We start from the raw sequence: 19938 nt of genomic DNA, 5'->3' as shown, positions 1-19938 counted from the left end.
ATTCTAAGATGCAAAACGCAGAGCAAACGATGGAGAAATTGCAGAGCAGCAAGGGGAAAGCATTACTGTCCAAAATGTACGGCGAAGGACAGCTAGCAGATCAGATTGCCCGTTACCGCTCTTTGGTGCAAACCTATAAGGAGCACTTCGGAGACGGCGAGCTGGCTTTGTTTAGCGCGCCCGGCCGCTGCGAAATTGGCGGGAATCATACGGATCATAACCATGGAAAGGTGCTGGCAGGCAGCATTAATCTCGATACGATTGCCGCTGCCGTGAAGGTAGACGAGCCGATTATTACATTCATTTCAGAAGGTTATGAAGGGACGTTTGAAGTTGATTTGACGGAGCTGGAACCGGTTGCGGACGAGGCCTCAACCTTGTCGCTGGTTCGCGGTATCGTAGCGGGCTTCCAAGAGATGGGCTGTGAGGTCGGGGGTTTTAAAGCCTATATTTCGACAACGGTCATTCCCGCGTCCGGCCTAAGCTCCTCGGCTTCGTTCGAGATGCTGATCGGCGGCATTCTGAATACGTTCTATAATGAATCCAAATTGGATGCCGTGGCTTTGTCCAAAATCGGCAAATACGCCGAGAACAAGTACTGGAACAAGCCGTCCGGCCTGCTGGATCAAATGGCCTGCGCGTTTGGCGGTTTAATCACGATCGATTTCGCCGACCCGGAGCAGCCTGTCGTTCAGCCTGTAAACTATGATTTCCAAAACAGCGGCTACTCTCTGGTTATCGTCAATACCGGCGGCAACCATGCTGATTTGACAGAGGATTACGCCGCGGTGCCAAATGAGATGCGGGCCGTAGCCAAGGCGCTAGGCGCCGAGGTCTGCCGTGAATTGGCACCGGAGGACATTTACCGCAATCTGAATTCCCTCCGTGAACAATGCGGGGATCGGGCGGTGCTGCGGGCGCTGCACTTTTTTACGGAGAACGACCGGGTAGATGCCCAGGTAGAAGCCTTGCAGGCCGGACAATTGGACAGATTTCTGGAGCTGATCACGGATTCAGGGAACTCCTCCTGGAAATGGCTGCAGAACTGCTACCAGGAGACAGACGTTCGCCATCAAGGGATTACGGTTGCGCTGGCGCTGACGGAATCGTATTTGAAATCGATCGGCAAAGGAGCCTGCCGGGTCCATGGCGGCGGATTCGCCGGAGTGATCCTGGCGATTCTTCCAAATGAAGAGGCGCCCAAGTACGCCGAGTTCATCAAGGACACGATCGGCACCTCGACATTTATTATCAATGTCCGGGAGCAAGGGGCCATTTGTTTGGACTTGGAAAGTTAGGTTGAAGTAGTTTCCTGGTGAATGGTAGAACACGTAATGAAAAGTTTAAATGGTAAGGAAGCAGTTATCCCCCGAGGTTATCAGGGATAGCTGCTTTTTTACGAAAATCATTTTATAAAAATATATATTGTTTTAAATTTAATATTCCAAAATATTTACTTTTCTAGTATATTGTAGTTGAGAGAAAGCGCTATCATTTTTCTCTTCAAATTCAATAAACTGGAGGAATGTCAAATGCGTTATCGGAAATTGCTTTTATCGGTCATCTGCAGTGTCGCTATCCTGGGATCAGCCGTCGGAACAGCCCTGGCGGCACATTGGAATTTGACCGGCGATGTCGCTGTTCATGATCCATCCATCATCAAGGAAGGATCGGCCTGGTATACGTTCTCGACGGGGCAGGGCATCCAAGTACTGAGGTCGGATAACGGCACCAATTGGTACCGTGTTCCCCAAATTTTCCTGAGCCCGCCTTCCTGGTGGAAAACTTATGTGCCGAATATGACCACAAACGATGTGTGGGCACCGGATGTTCAGCTGTACAATGGCCGGGTTTGGTTATATTATTCGATCTCTACCTTCGGTAAAAATACCTCAGCGATCGGCCTGGCTTCGGCGACGAGCGTAGGGGCAGGCAGCTGGCGGGATGACGGGCTGGTCATTAAATCGGATCCTTCGGTGGACTATAACGCGATTGACCCGAATCTCGTCATTGACGCCTCCGGCAATCCTTGGCTGGCCTTTGGCTCCTGGTTCAGCGGCATCAAAATCACGAAGCTGGACAAAACGACGATGAAGCCGACAGGCAGTCTCTATTCGATCGCTAAGCGAAGCAATGGCATTGAGGGCGTGTCCATCGTTTACCGCAACGGCTATTATTACATGTTCGCTTCCATTGATAATTGCTGCCAGGGATCGAACAGCAACTATAAAATCGTGGTCGGAAGATCGGCGAGTATCACCGGGCCTTATAAGGATAAGAGCGGGGTGGACATGATGAACGGCGGGGGAACGGTATTCGATGCAGGTAATACACGTTGGGCCGGCCCAGGCGGACAGCATGTGTACAACAACGTCATCGCAAGACATGCCTATGACCGGAACGACAACGGCAACCCGAAGCTGCTTATCAGTGATTTGAACTGGGATTCCAGCGGCTGGCCGACGTATTAAGGCATAGGTTTATCCATCGCGTATTGTCTGGGTGTGAGAGAGCTTTGTTTTATAAAAAACTAAAACAAACGAATTTTCAGTCGATTTAATTTCTGCACTTGCCCGCAATGGATATTTGAACGTGTTAACCTATAACCACGCTAAAGAAGCTATAAAATGACTAAACAATTTCAATAGTTCGACTTATATAAATTGGATTTTTAGTAGTTAATTTTTGTGGTAAGAAAGAGGGGGCGGGTTTAAATGTATTTCATGTCATTAAAAGAAGGGGGATTGCCTATTACATGCTCGATTCTTGATTTTAGTTGCATTAAATCCATTTAGTCCCTTGAAATGTTCGTTTAGAGCATAATTAGATACATGAATTCCATTTAGTGTACGACACAGCCTAGTGTATAGATCTCTTAGGTGTGCGTCTTAATGCACGATACAGCTAGTGTATAGATCTTAGTGTGCAGTTTAATGTACAACACAACTTAGTGGCGGGCAGCTTATAAACGATGAACTAAAGAATCAATTGCAGGCAAGTGAGAACAATGAATCCGCAAAAACGAAGCAGCTTTCTTCTCAGAAAGCTGCTTCGGGAGCATAAGCTTGTAGTCGCCTTTGTGATAGGATTTTGTCTGTTATGAACGAAATATCATCCAAAAAATCTGGGAGCAGTACGATGATAGGAACATTTCATGCTTGCCCGCATTCATTTCAACAGTTCATCTTATATAGCGGCGGCTTTTATGCCGCTAGCTTTGTTTTTCTGTTCGTCTTTAATTATTCATCCGCTCTACAGATTGCGTAACCGGCAGCGTAATTTTGATTGCCGTTCCGTAGCCTGCTTCGCTTTCGATTTGGACGCCATAATCGGCGCCGAACAACAATTGAATCCTCGCATGTACATTGTTGACCCCGATCCCGGACAAGTGGTGTTTTTTCTTCTCATTGATCTGCTCCACCGTTGAAGACATGCCGACCCCGTCATCCATAATCTCGATCATGAGCCTCTCCTCCAGCCTGCGGATAAATATGTGAATATTCCCGCTCGCGATTCCAGGAAAGGCATGGAAGAAGGCGTTCTCCACAAAGGGTTGGATGATGAGCTTAGGAACGAGCAGTTGAGAGCAGTCCTCTGCAATCTCGTAATGAACCCCGATCTGCTCGCCGTATCTGATTTGGTTAATGAATACATAGTGCTTTAGCGTCTCGATTTCTGTTTCTACCGTAACCATATCCTCGGTGGAACCCAAGGTGCTCTGCAGCATGGAGATCAGGCTGTCGATCGTTTGGTCCACCTCGTCCGTACGATGCATTTTTGCCAAATATTTAATCGAGCTTAGCGTGTTGTAAAGAAAATGCGGGTTAATTTGCATCTGCAGCGCATTGAGGTCGGCCTTTCTGCGTTCCTGCTGCTCGTACACGAGCTTATCCGTATATTGATCGATTTCGCGGATCATCCGATTGTACGCTTTGGTCAACACATTCGTCTCATAGCTGTCGCCTTCCTTCAGGGGATGAAATTTCAGATTATCCCCCTTGCTCGTCTGCATCGTCTTCACGAGCTGGCTGAGGGGGCGGGTAATCCGCCGGCTTAAGGAGTAGACGAACGGCATGGTGACAAGCAGTACAACGCTGATGACTGTAAGGATCTCGGTGGAAATGCGGTATAAGGGCGCGAAGGCCGTTAACTGATCGATCTCTTCAAGCAAATAGGCGTTGAATTCCGGCAGATAGTAGGAAATATAGGTCTGCTTGTCTTCCGAGTCCGACCATACGCCCCCCTGCTCGGACACATGGCCGGCCAAAGACAGCAGGGTCGTGTCTTTTTTGCTAATCGAATCCTTCCGGCTGCTGGACAGTATCGTGCCATCCGAGGAGATCAGGGAAATATGAATGCCTTCGGAAATGTAGGGACTGTATTTGCGATAAATGTTCTGCTCATCCATCACGACGGCAGCATACCCGTACATCCAGCCTGTGCTGCTGTGCACAAGGGGCTTGGTCGCAAAAATATAGTTGTCGTAAGGCACGGTCTCTACGAATAAATCCGGGCTGCTGTTGTAGCGGATACGGTTAGGAATTTTGCCGTCCTCGGTCATATAGGTCGAGACGATATCCTGGGGGATTTTGTCCCACTTCAGAGCGTTGCTCGAGTAGTGGCGGCCGCCCAGCCCAGGCAGCGCCGACACGATAATATGCGATTTCTCCGGGCTTAAATAGTCCTTGTACAAATCGATATATTTGCCCAGGGACATCACCAGATTGATTTGCTCCTGCGGCGTATTGGCCGGCTTCGTAATATAGTTCCTGAACTCGCTGCTGCTGCTAATCTGCAGCATCGTATTGACGACTTGATCATTATAATTCAGCAGCTCGCCCTTCACGTGATTCATGTTGGCGGAGGCGTTCTTGACGACCTGGTTCAGCAGAATCCGTTCCGAGATCGTAGAGGACGCCAGCGTTAGCAGCAATGAAATAACCAGGATGCCCGAGAGCATCAGGACGAGAATTTTAATAAAGATGCTGTTCTTGCGCAGCACATTAAACACCTGTCTTTATGATGGGATTTGATTGCGATATTCCACGGGAGTCATCCCGGTTATTTTCTTGAATACTTTGGAGAAATAGTTGTGATCCGAAAATCCCGTCAACCGGCTGATTTCCGACACCGACAGCTTATGATCCATGAGCAGCTCCTTGGCCTTGTCCGTCCGCACCCGGTTGATGTACGAAGTCAGATTCTCGCCCGTGCGCTGTTTGAAATAGGAGGACAGATAGCTATAATTCAAATGCAGACTGTCGGCCATTTCCGATAGCGATATTTCGTTGGCATAGTTCTTATGGACGTATGCGTAAATTTGCTGGAGAATCGGCGATTGCTGCTGCTCCGTCGCTGGAAGGATCTCCTTCAGATTCTGCAGGAATTGCAGCATGATGCCTCTAAGCTCTTCGATGTCATAAGCTAGATCTATTCTTTTGAACAGCTTCAGCTTAGACGAGCCTAGCTCGGCTACGGGCTGCTTCATTTGCTCCAGCGTGCTCATTGCCGTATAAATGAGATTCTGGCATAGGCGCTTCAGGCTGTATTCATCATAGGCCATGCTGTCTGTATTTTCCGAGAAAAGCGTTTCCAATTGCGCGCCAGCCTCATCGATGGAGAAGCTGCGCAGCGCTGCCGTAAAATGCTCCTGATTAAACTCCGCCTTCTCGCTTTGTACTGTGATATCATCCTCGGTAACGAGCGCTTGCCCCGTAAAATATAGCAGCTTCCCAAGATAGGGAGTCAGCCTGACATGCTCTGATTTCATTTGCTGTAGGTCTTGAAAGGGATTTGAAAGAACGAATGACATGTAGGATAGGGCTTCCGAGGCCGAGTCTGCAAACCGCTTCAGGGCGGATAACATCTCAACGGACCGATCAGACTCATAGTTGACGAGCAATAGACATTCGTTTTTCAAAAATACGAGAGCATAACTCAGTCCGTGTAACTGCTTCGCTGCCAGTTCGAGGAGGAGCTGTTCCAGTTGGCTCTGCGTATAAGTGGTTCTTAAAAGCAGCAGGCTTGTACTAGCTTTGGCTATGATGAAGAGCTCGGAATCGAAGCGCCGGCCAAGCTCCTGAAGCAGAGCTTCATTATGCTTATCTTCCTCAATATGGCTGCTGCCAAGCCATTGTCCGAGCAGCAGGGCAGGATCATTTTTCACAGAAGGCTGGTTCTGTTCGCTTAAATCCATCCCGCTGCACAACGATTGAATCAGCGATATCAGCTCGGCAGCAGAGACTTTAGGCTTAAGCAAATAGTCAGTAACTCCATATTTGAATACCTCGCGCACGTAATTGAATTCGCTGTAGCTGCTCAGCACCACGATTTTAATTTCAGGGTGCTCCTTGCCCATGATTTTGGCAAACTCGACTCCGTCCATGATCGGCATGACTATATCGGTAATCACCACATGGGGATGAACCTCTTCTATATATTGCAGCGCCTCCAAACCATTTGAAGCTTGGGCAACAATTTCGATTCCATATTCGCTCCAATTGCATAGATGCAGCATGCCTGTGCGCAGGATCGCTTCATCATCCACGATCATGACCCGATAGTTTGCGGAGCGTTCTTCCATGATTACACCTCTCCTGCAAAGTCTTTTGTCCTAATCATATACCAATCCCTGTGATAAAGGTATGATTGGACAGGGGAAATCCTGAAAATACAAAATAACTGCTATCACCCATAATTATTACTAGGAAATTACTGGGAACCAGATAGAGAGCAATAATTACTGCTAATATAGAGCTAATTTTGATTATACTTCGCATTTTTAATTTTCTAAAATAGATAACGAATTACATGAAACGCTTACAAAACATATCAAAAGGGGTTGTAAAGAGTGAAAAAATGGTTATCCATGTTGCTGCTGGTTTCTATGACAGCGTCACTGCTTGCGGCGTGCGGTTCTTCGAATTCGGGCTCTGCGGAGAAGGGCGGCAATGAAGCCGGGAGCGGCGGAACAAAGAAAGTCGTTGCCTGGGCGTGGGATCCTTCCTGGAGCTGCGCTGAAAATTGCCGAGGATCTGTACAAGAAAGATCATCCAGATTTCCAGCTGGAAGTTATCGATATGGCGAAAACGGATCTGGAGCAAAAGCTGAACACGAACCTGGCTGCAGGCGTCAAAGACGGGCTGCCGGATATCATTCTGGTGAACGATCCGAACATTCAAAAATACGTAACCGCTTATCCGGGAACGTTTGCTGACTTTAAAGAAAAGGTAGACTTTACGCAATTTTCTCCATATAAGGTAGATGCGCTGCGGATCGAAGATAAGATTTACGGCGTTCCGTTTGACATCGGCGTAACGGGCATGTTCTACCGTGTCGATTATTTGGAGGAAGCCGGCTATAAAGCGGAGGATCTCGAGAACATTACTTGGGATGAATATATTGAAATCGGTAAAGTCGTCAAAGAAAAGACAGGCAAATACATGGCGACCATCAATCCGAACGATGAAGCCTTGACTTCAATCCTGCTTCAATCTGCTGGATCCTGGTACATTACGCCGGATAACAAAGGTAACTTCGTAGACAATCCGGCCATGACCGAGACGCTTCGCGTGTACAAAGCGATCGCTGATTCAGGAATTGCCAAGCCGGTAACGGGCTGGAGCGAATTTGTAGGCAGCTTTAACGCCGGCGACGTAGCTACGGTCGTATCCGGAGTATGGCAAATCGCTTCGATCATGGATGCCCAGGATCAAAGCGGCAAATGGCGTGTAGCACCAATTCCGAGATTGAATGTAGAAGGCGGCGTCAATGCTTCCAACGAGGGCGGCTCCAGCTGGTTTGTGCTTGAGGAATCCGCGAATAAAGATCTGGCGATTGACTTCCTCGCTTCCACGATGGGCAGCAGCACGGAATTCTATGAGCGCTTTCTGACGGAAAACGGAGGAGTCGGCTCCTTTATCCCAGCCTTCTCCAGCGAAGTATACAATCAGCAACCAGAATTCTTCGGAGGTCAGGCGATTTACAGCGATTTCACAAGATGGTCTACCGAGGTTCCGGGTATTTCTTTGGGAATGTACACGCAAGAGGCCAAGGACGCTCTCAAGAACGAGCTGCCTAACATTTTGAACGGTGCGGACCTGACTCAGAGCTTGGCTAACATTCAGAAACATTTTGGACAGCAGGTGCAATAAATACTAAGTTAGCGGGTGGTAACCTATGGGCAGTAAATGGAATAAATCTTCTTTGATGGGATGGCAGTTCGTGCTGTTGCCTTCAGCGCTTATTCTTTTGTTCAGCTTCTATCCCATGCTGCAATCTTTGCTCTTGTCGTTTCAGTCCGGCAAAGGGACGGTGTATCAATATGTAGGACTGGCCAATTATGGACGCTTGTTCTCAGATCCGATGTTCAAGCAAGCGGTCCTTAATACGCTGTTATACCTGATTGTCCAGGTACCGATCATGCTGATGCTCGGGCTGGTGATCGCTTATTTTCTGAACATGCCGAAACTTCGCTTCAAAGGGTTTTATCGTACGGCCATATTTCTGCCCTGCGTAACATCGCTCGTATCTTATGCGGTGCTGTTCAAGAGTATTTTTGCCGTCGACGGCATTCTGAACAAGATGCTGATGTCCATCCACCTGATCCAAGAGCCGGTTGCCTGGCTCATGGATCCGGTATGGGCTAAGATTGTCATCATTGCGGCGATTACCTGGCGCTGGACCGGTTACAATATGATTTTCTATCTGTCGGCGATGCAGAATATTGATCCAAGCGTCTATGAGGCGGCTTCGATTGATGGCGCATCGAAGACACGGCAATTTTTCAGCATTACCGTTCCGATGCTAAAGCCGATCATCTTATTCACGGCGATTATTTCGACGAACGGGACCTTGCAGTTGTTTGATGAGGTCGTCAACATTACGAACGGCGGTCCGGGCAACTCGACGATGACGATTTCCCAGTATATCTATAACTTGTCCTTCGTCTATACGCCTAACTTCGGTTATGCGGCGACAGTGTCCTATGCGATCGTAGTGATGGTGGCTGTGCTGGCCTTCCTTCAGCTCAAGGTCGGAGGTGAGAAACAATGAGAAAATTAAGCTCGCTGGGTATTCATTTGTTCCTGATTATCGCATCCGTCGTTTCTCTGTTTCCCTTCGTCTGGATGCTGATCGGGATGACCAACACATCCTCGGATATCGTGAAGGGTAAGTTCAGCTTCGGTTCGATGCTGCAGAGCAATATTACAAAATTGCTAGATATGACCAACCTTGGGGCTGCCTTTGGAAACTCCGCGCTGATCGCGATCGTCGGCACGGTTGGAACGCTGATCTTGAGCTCCATGGCTGGATACGGCTTTGAAATTTACCGTTCCAAGGGCAAGGACAGGCTGTTCGGCCTGCTCATGCTCTCCATGATGATGCCATTTGCGGCAGTCATGATTCCGCTGTTCCGCATGTTCAGCAACATGGGCATGCTGAATACGCCGACGGCGGTCATCCTGCCTTCGATTACGACGGCATTTATGATCTTCTTCTTCATGCAGAATACGAAGTCGTTTCCGCGGGAACTGCTGCAGGCCGGGCGAGTTGACGGATTAGGCGAGTGGCGCTTGTTCGCCCAGGTCTACGTTCCAACGATGAAGCCGACCTATGCGGCCGCAGCGATCATTACGTTCATGAACTACTGGAACAGCTTCCTGTGGCCTTTGATCGCTTTACAGACGCAGGATAAGAAGACGCTGCCGCTGATCGTATCGTCGCTGGCCTCCTCCTATAATCCAGATTATGGAATTATTATGGTGGCCATCGTGATTACGACGCTGCCGACGGTGCTGATTTTCTTCCTGCTCCAGAAGCAGTTTGTGCAGGGTATGCTGGGTTCAGTGAAATAGCGGACAAAGAAAAAACAAAAGGGATTTGTTGATCCTCAAATCAAAAAAACAGGGCTTCCCCATCCGTCGTAAACGACTGCGGGAAGTCCTGTTTTTTCAAGAACATGACTCTAACGATGAAGCATCGGGCTGTTCAGCACTTTATATTCCTTCGCGCTGACTCCGCATAATTTACTGAAGTAGGCGGAGAAATACTTGTAATCCTTGTACCCTACCAATTCGGCGATTTCATAGTATTTCAAATCACTGTTTAGAATGAGTTCCTTCGCTTTTTCGATGCGAATGCGATTCACCCACTCTTTAAAGGAATAGCCGGTTTCGCTTTTGAAGATTCTGCTCAAATAACCGGTGGAAATGTAAACGGCCCTGGCGACATCGGTCAGCTTGAGATCCTTGTTATAATTTTGGCTGATATAATCCAGTGCGGCCGCAAACTGCACATTTTTATAATCCGTCTCCATGTTTGGCTTGGCCAGGCTCAGCAACAGCTCAATCACTTCCTCGGGCGTTTCCGTTTCGGCAACAATTTCCGCGGTTTTGCGGGCATCGTTGTGTCTTTCCATCACAGCCTCCATCAGCACGATGATCCGGTTCACCGATTCCAGAAAGCGCGACCGCGAGACGGCATTTTGACGCATAAACTCAGCGTATTCCTGGATAGCGCTTTCAATATGGGCAGCATTTTTGGACAACACCGCGGAGATGACCTTGCTCTCGCTATTCCGTATCTCACTTAGCCCTACGCTAGGAAACAAATCTGTTGGCGCAACCTCCGTATATTCCCGCTCCGTGTTCCAGAAGCAGGCATCCAGCGCATTATCCAGCAGCGCATAAGCGCAGGAGAGCTTCTCCAGCGACTTGATCCGGTTCATTAACACCATACTGTTGCCAAAAATATAAGGCTTGAGATTGGCGAGCGTCTTCTCCATAACCTCCTCCGAAACACCCTGCGCACCGACATTCAATACCGTTACGAGCTTGCCGTCGTCCATGAAGAATACGAAGGGCTCGAACTCCTGAAAAGCCTGTACAAAATGGTTGTACACCAGCCAGTCGTCATTCGCAACACAGCGGGAGAGCAGCACTGAATAGCAGGGACCGGGCAGCGGCATATCCAGTTTTTCCGCCTTCTTCTGGAACGTGTTCAACGGGATTTCGTTTTTTAAAAATTTCGCAAACAAGGCGGATTTAATCAAATGCTGGTTTTCCTTATAGATCGTCTGCATCAGCGCCTGGCGTCCAAAGGCGGCATTTTCTTCCGAAATAGCGTCCTTTGCCCGGAGGGCCGCCTCCAGTATTTTGCCGGAATCGGCATTTTTCAGGACGAAGGAGCTTACCTTTACTTCAATCGCACGGGTAAAGTTTTCGGTATTGCCATATGCGGAGAGGATAATCACCTTCGTCCGCGGCAAATACTCATTTAATTTTCTGGCCAGCTCAATTCCGCTCATGATCGGCATCTGGATGTCAGCAAAGACGATATCGGGGGAGAGCTGAATGGCCAGCTTCAAGCCATCTTCTCCGTTAGCCGCTTCTCCGACAATTTCCATCCCATGCTCTTCCCACGGAATCGTATAGCGAATTCCCTGACGGATAAATGCTTCGTCGTCAACGAGCAGGATTTTTATCATGTTTTCAGCCCCTTTGTTTGTTCACTGTTGTAGTCCGAAAGCGTGATTTCACGGGAATCGGTATCTTCATCCCTCAGCTTTTGCGTAATTTGAAAGACGCTGAATCCGTCACGCAAAAAACAACCAAGATGAAAGCCCTTTCCATTCTTCAGAGCGATCCGCTCCTTAATGTTCCGTAAAGCAAATCCCCGCATGCCGCTGTCCTCTACCTCCAGCAGGCGGTTAATTTCAGTGACGTCCACCGGTGTGCCATTATTCATCACCTCGTAAACGAGCGTATTTTTGTTTTCGTAAATTCGCACTTTTACGATGCCATGGGTGCTGTTCTTCAGACCGTGGAGCAGTGCGTTTTCGACCAGCGGCTGCAGCAGAAGGCGCAGAACGTAACAAGACTTCAAATGCTCCGGACAATCGATTTCGAACACGAACTGGTCGCCGTAGCGGATTCGTTGGATATGGATGTAGCAGCTTAGATGCTCCAGTTCTTCCGCCAGCGTCACCATGTCACTATTGTTAGGGGAGAGCGTCATGCGCATCATTTTCGACATATTTGAAACCATGGAGCTGACATTTTTGGTGTCGCCCATCTCCGACATCCAGTAGATCGTGTCCAACGTGTTATATAAAAAATGGGGGTTGATCTGTGTTTGCAGGGCGCTTAGCTGCGCTTGCTGTAATTTCAAATTCCCCATGTAGACTTCCTTATACAGAAAGTCCAGCCGCTGCGCCATACGGTTGAAATTGTTGGCCAGCACCGAAATTTCATCATTTCTCTTCACATCGATCCTCACGGAGAAATCCTCGTTGGAGATCGACTTCATGCGCTTGCCCAGCTTGACGAGCGGAGCCGTGATAATCTGGGAAAAAGTGAAGGACAATAGCAGCGTAAACAGGAGCACAAGCACCACGGTCAGCGACAAACCCTTAAGAAGCGTTTCCTTAATAATGGTTAGAATATTCGGTTTTACAATGCTGTATAAAACGAATGGGGTTCGTTCTATTTTATGGGCGGAAATGAAGTATTGCCCGTTGATCTGCGTATTGGCTGAGCTGGAAGCCAACTGGAGAAGATGCGGATAGGAAATATCCCCCTTCAGACTGGCGTAGCTTTGGCCGGAACTCGTATCTACAAGAAGCTTGTTATTTTCATCAATGATAAAATAGGAAACCTCGTGGTTGATCCGGTCCGACATCAGGGTATCGATAAGCTGCTTCCGGCTCATGGCGATCTTGATAAAGCCGAGTTCCTCGGACAAATTGCTCGGATTCCTCAGCAATCGGGTTAGAGTAATATGGCTGTATGCCTCTTTTGGCGTATCCTGCAGACTGGACACGTCGCGATAATCCCAATAAGGTCTCGATGCCCCGGCTCGCGCAGCTTCCAGATCTTCCTTCGATATTTTTAACGAAATGCCTACATTAATAGAGGCTTGATCCCGCGAAAGAAGAGAAATGCCGCGAATGCCGTTGGAGAAACCGTAGGGCATAGAGAGCAGGATGCTATTGGCGTTGCTGGTCAGCGCGAAATAATTCTCATCATCCTTCGGCTTGCTTAAGAAGGCTTTCAGATTCGTTTCCATTAATGGATAAGTCGTAAGATCCAGCGCATCGGTAAAATATTGATCCGCGCTTTTGCCGATTCCATGGATATGGTTCGAAAAAAGCGCTTGCAAATCTTTTTTGGTGCTCTCATAAAAGATGTTGATTGCTACGGAATAAATCGTAAGAATCGGGATCATCACGAGGCAGATGAAGAACAGCATAAGCTTTTTACGCATAGTCACAGGGCATACACTCCCCCTTGATGTTATGAATTTATTCTGTCATTGCGCCGGACAGGTGTCAATTGTCCTATGCTAATTTAATGAGAAGGTCATTTTTTGCGATAAATATCAAATTTTAAGGATATAGTTTGCAACAAGAGCAGAGCTTGCTTCGATTTTTCTTTTGATTATGACAAAATACGAGGATAATGAAGACAAGAAAGCGGATACAAAATGAATCTCACGTCTTCTATAGTTAGGTTATGAAATCAAATATACATTTTGGAGGGGCAACATGAAAAAGAAAAAGATCATTCAAATCATCTCATTTCTGGCAGCTCTCTCGCTAATCCTTTCTGCCTGTGGCGGCGGCAGCAATGGAAGCGGCAATGGCAGCACGACCCCCGGAAACTCCGGTGCGGCCGGGGCAAAAGGAGAACAGATTCAATTGACCTTCTCGCACTATTATTTGGAGGAGGAGCGTCCCACAAGCGCAGAAATGGACAGCTATATGACACTGGTTGAAGAGTGGGAGGCGAACAACCCGAATGTCAACCTGGTACAGTCAGTCATGTCGCAGGCAGATTATTCGACAAAAATCCAGGCGCAGGCCGCCGTCAACGAAATCCCGGACATCTTCTTCTTAAAAGGTTCCTGGGTGAGCAACTTTGCAAATAACGACCTGCTGATGCCGATCAACGACTATTTGGACCAATATGAGCACAAGGATCAGTTCCGCAAAGGCGTGTTTGATGCGGCTACGCGGGACGGCAACATTTACGGTATTCCGAATCAGCTCTCGATCACCTCGGTTGTTTTTTATAACGAACAAATGTGGAAAGAAATCGGCTATGACCGTTTTCCGGACAATTGGGAAGACATTTACAAGGCCGCTGAGAAATTTAATGAAAAGGGAATCTCCGCTATCGCACTTGGCAACAAGGACAAATGGCCGGCCGAATCCAGCATCCTTTCGACCATGGGCGACCGTTTCACAGGCACCGATTGGACGAATTCGATTATAGCCCGCGACGGCAGCGCGAAGTTTACTGACCCTGAGTTTGTAAGCGCCCTTGATCAGATGCAGAATATTGCCGCCAACAAAGTGTTTAACCCTGATTTCAATATCATCTCCAATGCGCAGGCCGAGGAATATTACGCACAGGGCAAGGCGGCAGCTACCATTGACGGTCACTGGGCGCTTAGCTACCTGCTGTCCAATGCCTCGGAGGAAGTGCTAAGCCAGACCAAGGTTGCGATCCTGCCGCCCGTGGATGGTGGAAAGGGCGATAACAATACGATCTCCGGCGGAGCCGGCTGGTATGTGGCGCTCAACAAAAATCTGGAGGGCGCGAAGCTTGATGCAGCTATGGACTTTTTGTTCAGTACGGCGGGTTATGACTTTTCCAGAGTTTATGCTGAAAAATATGGCATGACCGGTCCAAGCCTGATTGAAGGCACCGATTTGACGCAGTTCCCGCAGTTGACGCAGGATTTTGCCGCATTGACCGGCTCCCTGACGTTTACGCCGATCTACGACATGCTGATGGAAGGCTCGATTATCGAAAGCATGAATACGGGTCTGCAGGAAGTGCTGAACGGTACGAAAACAGGCCAAGAGCTGGCCGCGCAGCTTCAATCCGGGCAGGACAGCCTGTAACCGCCGCGATGGTTCAAGCTGCTGGCGCCACCGGCGTGCCGGCAGCTTGCATCCATGCGCTAATGAAGGAGGAAGCAGCTACATGAACCAGGCAATTCGTCCGTCAAGAAAGGCTTTCATATTGTACATGCTGCCGGGCTTTATCCTGTACACCTTTATCGTATTTGTTCCGATCGTCCTGGCCTTTTATTACGGGTTCTTTGACTGGTCGGGCGGGACGAAGATGAATTTCATCGGTTTGGATAATTTTATAGCACTGGCTAAGGACGACATTTTCATCCAATCTTTTGTCAACAACATCTATCTTACGGTGCTGTGCATTGTCGGACAAATCGGCTTCGCCTTCTTGTTCGCCATACTGCTGAATACAAGAGGCGTCAGATTCAAGGCTTTTCACAGAACGATGTCTTATTTTCCGTCGGTATTATCGGCGGTCGTGATCGGCTTTATTTGGACGATGCTCTATGACTACAACTACGGTCTGATCAATATTTTTCTCAAGCAAATCGGAAAAGCGGAATGGATACAGCCTTGGCTGAACAACGAGAGTCTTGCGCTGACACTGGTTGCGATTCCCCTGATTTGGCAATATATCGGATACTACATGATCATCATCCTCTCCGCTCTAGCTTCCATTGACCCGCAGGTGCTGGAGATGGCGGAGATCGACGGGGCGAACGGCTGGAAAAAGGCGATCCATATCACTTTGCCTCTCGTAAAGAATACGCTGATCGTCTGCGTGACGCTCTGTATCGCGGGGACGATGAAGGTCTTCGACCACATCTATGTGATGACCGGCGGAGGGCCGGGAACCTCAAGCAACGTGATGGCGCTAAACGCATATAAGACGTCCTTCCTCAGCTATAAGATGGGTTACGGCAGCGCGATGTCGATCGGCATCCTGATTCTGAGCCTGATATTTATCGCCGGAACGAGATGGCTGCTGCTGAGCTTTACGAAGGACAAGGAGGTGTGAGTGATGGGGGAGAGCAGTAAACGCCGTTTTTTATCCGGGCTGGTCCCAAATTTGGTTTTGGCCGTTTTCTCCATTACCTGCATTTTTCCGGCGATATGGTTATTCTACTCTTCGCTTAAAGGGAAGGCCGAGTTTTATGCCAATCCGATTTCATTGCCGCATAACCCAAATTTTCAGCAATACATTGCGATTCTGACCAAAAGCAAAATTCTACTGTGGATGGGCAACACCATCCGGAACAGCGTGCTGTCGCTGGCGATCATCCTGATTCTTGGCTTTATTATCGGTTACTTTCTTTCCCGATTCCGATTTAAAGGGAAAAATGCGCTTTATAACTACTACCTGCTCGGGATGCTGGTTCCGATTCATGCCCTAATGGTTCCGATGTACGTGCTGTTTACGAAAACCGGGATGGGCGACCAATGGTACACGCTGATTTTGCCGTATGCGGCCTTCGGTTTGCCGATTGCGATTTTCCTGGTAGAGAGCTATGTGCGAAGCATTCCTATTGAAGTGGAGGAAGCCGCCAACATTGATGGCTGCAGCTTCCATCGTACTCTGTTCAGCATCGTGCTTCCGATGTGCCAGCCGATCCTCGTTACCGTCGGCATCATTCAATTTTTTATCGTATGGAATGAATTTACGTTTGCGCTGATCTTGATCAGCAAGGAGACCCTGATGACCGTGCCTGTCGGCATTACCTTGTTCAAAGGACAGTTCGTTACTGATTATCCGAAAATGATGGCCTCGATGCTGATCGCTATTTTTCCCGCCATGGCACTATATTTCGCGTTCTCCAAGCAGATCATCAAGGGGATGGTCGCCGGTTCGGTCAAGGGTTGATTCACATTAATGAAATAAGAAATACAACAATTACACATCAAGGATGGGGAGACTTATGAAAAGATTTGACTTAAACGACGCATGGCTTCTTCATGAGGCGCCGCTGCACTGGGGCAGAGACAGCCTGGCGGCTGTGAAGGCTTTGAAGGAAGGCTGGTATTCCTGTACGCTTCCGACGGATGTTCGTATTCCTCTCATCGAGCATGGCATTATTCAGGAGCCGCTTGAGTCCGATCATGCGCTCGCCAGCGAATGGATCGAACAACGTTCCTGGTGGTACATCAAGGAGTTCGATGGCGCGGGTATCGATTTTGATAGTGACATTATCGAGCTTGTGATCGAAACGATTGACACAAACAGCGATATTTTCGTAAACGATCAATATATCGGCAGCCATCGCAATGTGCATTATCCGTTCGTCCGCAATATCAAGGACATTCTGACCGCCGGGAAAAACACGCTTACGGTGCGCGTCACTACCGGGCTGGAGGACGTTACCGACAGCGACCTGGCAGAGCTCAACTGGGCGACCTGCCGCGAATACGACAACGGCGGCAAAGACCGCGGCGACTATCGCCGTTCCTACGTAAGACGTCCGCAATATACGGTGGGCTGGGACTGGGGACCGCGCGTCGTTACCTGCGGGCTTGGCGGAAATGCATACCTGCGCTGCGAGAAAGAGATCGCGGTACGCGAGGTAAAGCTTGTTACCGTGAGCGCTGACCAGACAGCCCGGCTTAAAGCGACCGTTAACATCGAGAACCTGGACATCATCGGGACGATGAACTGCGATCTGCAGATCGACATTTCCTATGACGGGCAATCCTGTGTGACGAAGAAGCTCGAGAACCTGCTTCTGACCTCCGGTACGAACTACTTTGACGTGGATCTCGAGGTAGAAAATGCCCGGCTCTGGTGGCCTGCGGGGCATGGCGATCATCCGCTGTACGATGTGCAGGTATCTGCGGTGAGCGCGAACGCCAAAACTGAATATCCCGCATTCCAATTCGGCATCCGGACGGTCGAGCTGGACACGTCCATCCTGCGCGGCGAAGAGCGCAATTTCCGGCTGATCGTCAACGGCGTTCCTATTTTCAGCAAAGGGGGCAACTGGGTTCCAGCTGATTTCATCCATGCGCGTGTTACCGACGAGAAGTATGAGACCTTGATCCGCGAGGCGGTGGAAGCGAACTTCAACATGCTGCGCGTTTGGGGCGGCGGACTGTTTGAACGGGATATTTTCTACGATCTGTGCGACCGGAACGGCCTGTTGGTGTGGCAGGATTTCATGATGGCCTGCTCTACCTATCCTGACCACAAACGTGAATTCCGCGATGAGATGCGGGCCGAGATGGATTATCAGACCAAGCGCCTGCGCAACCGGGCATCCATTGCCTTGTTCTGTGGAACCAACGAAGTCCACTGGATCTTCAACAAATATGACAATCCGAGATGGCAGATCGAGTTCAAGCATGAGAAGCAGTACGGCATGTACATCGCGAACATTCTCGCCAAAGAGATCATGTACAACAACTGCTCCCATATTCCTTACTGGAACAGCTCGCCTTACGGCGGGGCGCTTCCGAACGACGATACGGTCGGCGATGTCCATCGCTGGCATAACGCCTTCATGAGCCTCAATATGGACGAGCGCATCGAGCCGATGGACTTCGATACAGTGAACTCCAAATTCGTGAGCGAATACGGCTTCGTCGGCCCTTGCTCTCTGGAGAGCACAAAGAAATATTTGGGCGGGGAAGAGATCGATTTCGACAGCGAAGTGTGGCAAATGCACTGCAATGTGTTTGAAAAAGGCACTGTCGTTACAGGTATCGCTAAAAACTACCTTGACCGCACCGATAATTTGTCCATCGAGGACTATCTGCTTTACGGCGGCATGGTGCACTCGCTCATGCTTGAGTATTCGCTGGAAGCGATCCGGTTCAAGGAAGATTGCGGCGGCGCGCTGTTCTGGATGTACAACGATGCCTGGGGCGAGGTCGGCTGGACGATCATCGATTATTATCTGAGCCGCAAAATCCCGTACTACGGCGTAAAACGCGCTCTGGCCCATACGAAGCTGTCGATGCGCGTGGTGGACGGAAACGTCGTTGTGCAGGGGATGAATGATACGGCAGAAAAGGTGAGTTTTCAGGCGGAATACGGTTATGTTTCGTTCGACGGAACAGTTCGGCAGACGAGAACGCTGGAAATTTCCCTTGAGCCGCATAGCCGGGTTTACCTGCTTACGGAAAAATTGCCGGAGCAGGATTACACCAAGGGCAGCATCATGCTGATTCCTGATTCCGATACGGTGAGCTCGATATCCCTGCGGACAGGCGATATGAAAACGATGGTATTCGATCCATCGCCGGTTGAAATCGTCAGCGATGAGCAGGTCGGAACGGATCGCAAAATTACGCTGACCAGCAAAGGCTTTGCGCATGGCGTATACGTTGCGGGCGGTTATGACTGTTCCGACCTCTACTTTGATCTGCTGCCGGGTGAGGTGAAGACGATTACCGTCTATTCCGCAGGCAGCGAATCGCTCAAGTTTGCTTCGGTCAGATAAGCATTAATAAATTACTAAATTTCCAACTAAATAGAATGCGAGATTTCCAACTAAATAGAATACAAGGAGGATGCGGCCGTTATGAAAAAATCAGTGTATCAGCAGTTTAAGCCGATGATTCTGGATTATTTCGACAAGGCCCATATCGTGCTGACCGAACAGGAGAAGGAAAATCTGGAGATCGCCGACTTCGGGCTGGATCAATTCGCGCAGGTGGGACTATCCATTGTCACCTTGATCAATACCGACCGCTGCTGTGCGAAGGAGATGGTGCTTTTGCCTAGACAGACCTGTCCCGAGCATAGACATCCGGCGATTCCCAAGCTGAATTACCCTGGCAAGGAAGAGACCTTCCGCTGCCGCTACGGTACAGTGTACCTGTATGTGGAAGGCGAGCCCAGCTCGAATATTCGCGGTGTTCTCCCGGAGAGCGGCAAAGAGCATTACTCCGTATTCCATGAAATCGTGCTGAAAGAGGGCGAGCAATATACGATTTATCCGAATACGAAGCACTGGTTCCAGGCAGGCCCGGCAGGCGCGGTCGTATCTGAATTCAGCACTAGGAGCCTTGACGAATATGACATTTTTGCCGATCCCCGCATTGACCGGATTCCTCGCATCGAGGACTGATGAATT

Annotated in this window: 14 protein-coding genes; 10 read left to right on the top strand and 4 right to left on the bottom strand. The window is 49.1% G+C overall.

The genetic code is table 11. The features are described from left to right. The first annotated feature begins 8 nt into the window (after positions 1-8). Complete coding sequence (locus GNP95_RS10155; protein ID WP_155610686.1) at positions 9-1298, top strand: galactokinase; 1290 nt, start codon at positions 9-11, stop codon at positions 1296-1298. Between the two features lie 234 nt (positions 1299-1532). Further along, a complete protein-coding gene (locus GNP95_RS10150; protein ID WP_155610685.1) occupies positions 1533-2471 on the top strand; it encodes a glycoside hydrolase family 43 protein in 939 nt (312 codons plus the stop codon). Between the two features lie 764 nt (positions 2472-3235). On the opposite strand, the gene GNP95_RS10145 is transcribed toward GNP95_RS10150, so the two are convergent. Then, positions 3236-5002 (bottom strand): sensor histidine kinase, encoded by a 1767-nt coding sequence (locus GNP95_RS10145; protein WP_196427131.1) that lies wholly within the window; start codon positions 5000-5002, stop codon positions 3236-3238. A gap of 15 nt (positions 5003-5017) precedes the next feature. Continuing rightward, a complete protein-coding gene (locus GNP95_RS10140; RefSeq protein WP_155610683.1) occupies positions 5018-6583 on the bottom strand; it encodes a response regulator transcription factor in 1566 nt (521 codons plus the stop codon). A gap of 367 nt (positions 6584-6950) precedes the next feature. Here GNP95_RS10140 and GNP95_RS10135 point away from each other — a divergent pair, with 367 nt between their 5' ends. Genes GNP95_RS10135 through GNP95_RS10125 form a run of 3 tightly spaced genes read left to right on the top strand, consistent with a single transcriptional unit; the run spans position 6951 to position 9857 of the window. Continuing rightward, on the top strand, positions 6951-8153 hold the full coding sequence (locus GNP95_RS10135; protein ID WP_196427130.1) for an ABC transporter substrate-binding protein: 1203 nt from the start codon (positions 6951-6953) through the stop codon (positions 8151-8153). Positions 8154-8178: 25 nt separating this feature from the next. Continuing rightward, on the top strand, positions 8179-9054 hold the full coding sequence (locus GNP95_RS10130) for a carbohydrate ABC transporter permease (RefSeq protein WP_155610682.1): 876 nt from the start codon (positions 8179-8181) through the stop codon (positions 9052-9054). Next, on the top strand, positions 9051-9857 hold the full coding sequence (locus GNP95_RS10125) for a carbohydrate ABC transporter permease (RefSeq protein WP_155610681.1): 807 nt from the start codon (positions 9051-9053) through the stop codon (positions 9855-9857). The genes GNP95_RS10130 and GNP95_RS10125 overlap by 4 nt, the downstream gene beginning before the upstream one ends. 110 nt (positions 9858-9967) lie before the next feature. On the opposite strand, the gene GNP95_RS10120 is transcribed toward GNP95_RS10125, so the two are convergent. Beyond that, positions 9968-11488 carry a response regulator gene (locus GNP95_RS10120; RefSeq protein ID WP_155610680.1) on the bottom strand — a complete coding sequence of 507 codons (1521 nt, stop codon included), beginning with the start codon at positions 11486-11488 and terminating at the stop codon, positions 9968-9970. Continuing rightward, entirely contained in the window at positions 11485-13266 is a 1782-nt protein-coding gene (locus tag GNP95_RS10115) for a sensor histidine kinase (RefSeq protein ID WP_196427129.1), read from the bottom strand. The genes GNP95_RS10120 and GNP95_RS10115 overlap by 4 nt, the downstream gene beginning before the upstream one ends. Positions 13267-13546: 280 nt before the next feature. On the opposite strand from GNP95_RS10115, the gene GNP95_RS10110 reads away from it, so the two are divergent. The 5 genes from GNP95_RS10110 (at position 13547) to GNP95_RS10090 (ending at position 19932) form a co-directional block, all read left to right on the top strand. Further along, a complete protein-coding gene (locus GNP95_RS10110; protein WP_155610678.1) occupies positions 13547-14911 on the top strand; it encodes an ABC transporter substrate-binding protein in 1365 nt (454 codons plus the stop codon). An 82-nt stretch (positions 14912-14993) separates the two neighbouring features. After that, positions 14994-15887, top strand: a complete 894-nt coding sequence (locus tag GNP95_RS10105) for a carbohydrate ABC transporter permease (RefSeq protein ID WP_155610677.1) — start codon at positions 14994-14996, stop codon at positions 15885-15887. Between the two features lie 3 nt (positions 15888-15890). Continuing rightward, positions 15891-16730, top strand: coding sequence for a carbohydrate ABC transporter permease (locus tag GNP95_RS10100; protein ID WP_155610676.1), 840 nt, complete (start codon positions 15891-15893; stop codon positions 16728-16730). A 55-nt stretch (positions 16731-16785) separates the two neighbouring features. After that, positions 16786-19302, top strand: coding sequence for a beta-mannosidase (locus GNP95_RS10095; RefSeq protein WP_155610675.1), 2517 nt, complete (start codon positions 16786-16788; stop codon positions 19300-19302). An 81-nt stretch (positions 19303-19383) separates the two neighbouring features. Then, positions 19384-19932, top strand: coding sequence for a cupin domain-containing protein (locus GNP95_RS10090; protein ID WP_155610674.1), 549 nt, complete (start codon positions 19384-19386; stop codon positions 19930-19932). The last annotated feature ends 6 nt before the right edge of the window (positions 19933-19938 follow it).

The sequence above is a fragment of the Paenibacillus woosongensis genome, from assembly GCF_009725165.1.
In the GTDB taxonomy this organism is placed as follows: domain Bacteria; phylum Bacillota; class Bacilli; order Paenibacillales; family Paenibacillaceae; genus Fontibacillus; species Fontibacillus woosongensis.
This window is presented reverse-complemented; position numbering and strand designations above follow the sequence as displayed.